General features: G+C 36.2%; 1 protein-coding gene. It reads left to right on the forward strand.

Features of this window, described 5'->3' with window-relative positions; all coding sequences use genetic code 11:
• Positions 1-109 precede the first annotated feature (109 nt).
• Positions 110-1,384: an IS110 family RNA-guided transposase gene (locus tag COD92_RS29700; protein ID WP_098532369.1), complete on the forward strand. Its 1,275-nt coding sequence runs from the start codon at positions 110-112 to the stop codon at positions 1,382-1,384.
• Positions 1,385-1,820 lie beyond the last annotated feature (436 nt).

Here is a 1,820-nt window from a genome sequence, read left to right on the forward strand (position 1 = left end):
TTAGCATTCCTGTAGATCGTTATTTTTCAACTTTGAAAAAAATAGGGCTCCTCAGTAAGATATGAGTATAGACACCACTCTAACTCACAACTTTAGGAGGAACCCTACTATGAAGTTTAAAATGCAAAACAAACAAAATCAACTAATAGAAAGAATTTCCGTCAAACATCTTGTTGTTGGCGTGGATATTGCTCAACAATTTCACGTGGCCAGAGCCGTAAATTTCCGTGGAATTGTAGTTGGAGATCCCCTGACATTCAAAAATAATGAAGAAGGATTTGCTAGTTTACTTGAATGGATTAAAGATCTTCAAAGATTAAACAACTTAGATGAAATTATTGTTGGGATGGAACCAACTGGACATTACTGGATTAATCTTTCAAAATGGCTTTTTAAACAACATATTGAGGTCGTAACTGTAAACCCACATTTAGTAAAAAGGAATAAAGAAAATCGTGATAATACTCAATCAAAAAGTGATAAAAAAGATGCCTTAGTTATTGCAGATATGGTAAAGAACGGTTACTACTCTGAAGTTAGGTACACATCGGAATCATTCGAAAAACTTAGGGTTCTTATGTCTAACCGTGATGTAGTTGTTAAACGCCTCGTCAGTTCTATTAATCAATTAAATCGTTGGGTAGATATTGTTTTCCCAGAACTACGACAAGTATTCAAAGATATTAAATCTAAAGGGGCAATCGCAACCCTTCGATTATTCCCAACCCCAATGGAATTAGAAACTATGCAGCCTCATGATGTTATTACAGGTTGGAAATCAATAATGAAAAGACAGCCTGGATTGAAAAAGGCCCTATTACTCCTTCATCTAGCTAGGAAGTCAATTGGCACCAGACAAGCACTCGATGCTTATAAGTTTCATTTGGAACAATTATTGGAGGAATATGATTTAGCTGTAATACAACTCGAAAGAGTTGAAAAACAAGTTACTGATGTATTAAATAAAATTCCTTTCGCTAAGAAATTACTTACCATTAAAGGAATTAGTGAAATTTCCTTAGCTGGTATATTAGGTGAAGCTGGAGATTTAAGCGGTTTTTCCCACGGAAATTCTTTACTTCGCCATGCAGGATTGCACCTAGCTGAAGCAAGTTCTGGAAAGTGGAAAGGTCAAATTGTTATTTCTAAACGGGGAAGATCCAGATTACGGCGATTCCTTTACTTAGCGACAATGAGCCTTGTGATGAACAACCCAGAATTTAAAGCATTACATTCTCATAATGTTAAGGTAAAAAAAATCAAGAAAATGAAATCCATTATGAAATTAATTGGCAAGTTGGCTAGGATTTTTGTTGGAATAGCACGACGAAATGAGTCCTATTGTCCTGATAAACTCCAACATTTATCACCATTAGCAGCGTAATACTAACAGTTTCTTAGTATATTATTCGTTTTCTTTAAAAGTGACATCCAAATATATATAAGGCACTAATATTAACCGAATGTTGGCTTATTCGTAGGATTTCAAATATGTACGGAGTACCAGATTTCTTCAACCTAAGGGCACAGACCCATTCCGTTAGCATAACTGGCCTCCACCCCTTGGATAGGCATGACGAAGGAATGATAGGGCAAATGACCCGTTGAGACATGGGAGGGAAAGCCTCCAGGGGCGGCGTGGAGATGTACATTATATGGTAAAATATGGAGTGGTAACTAACTCCTTTATTTAACTATGCCTTCACGAAGCCAAAATGATCTGAAATCATTTCATTTAATCGTTAACTCTTATATCAAGGGTTATGAAATCCTGCGAATAAGCGAGCATTCGTAAGAAAATCGTATTAAACTGAGGGAGT

It is taken from the genome of Bacillus sp. AFS037270, from assembly GCF_002585305.1.

Excerpts from the sequence above, each read along its gene's own strand:
- COD92_RS29700 (WP_098532369.1), top strand. The coding sequence starts at position 110 with ATGAAGTTTAAAATGCAAAACAAACAAAATCAACTAATAGAAAGAATT.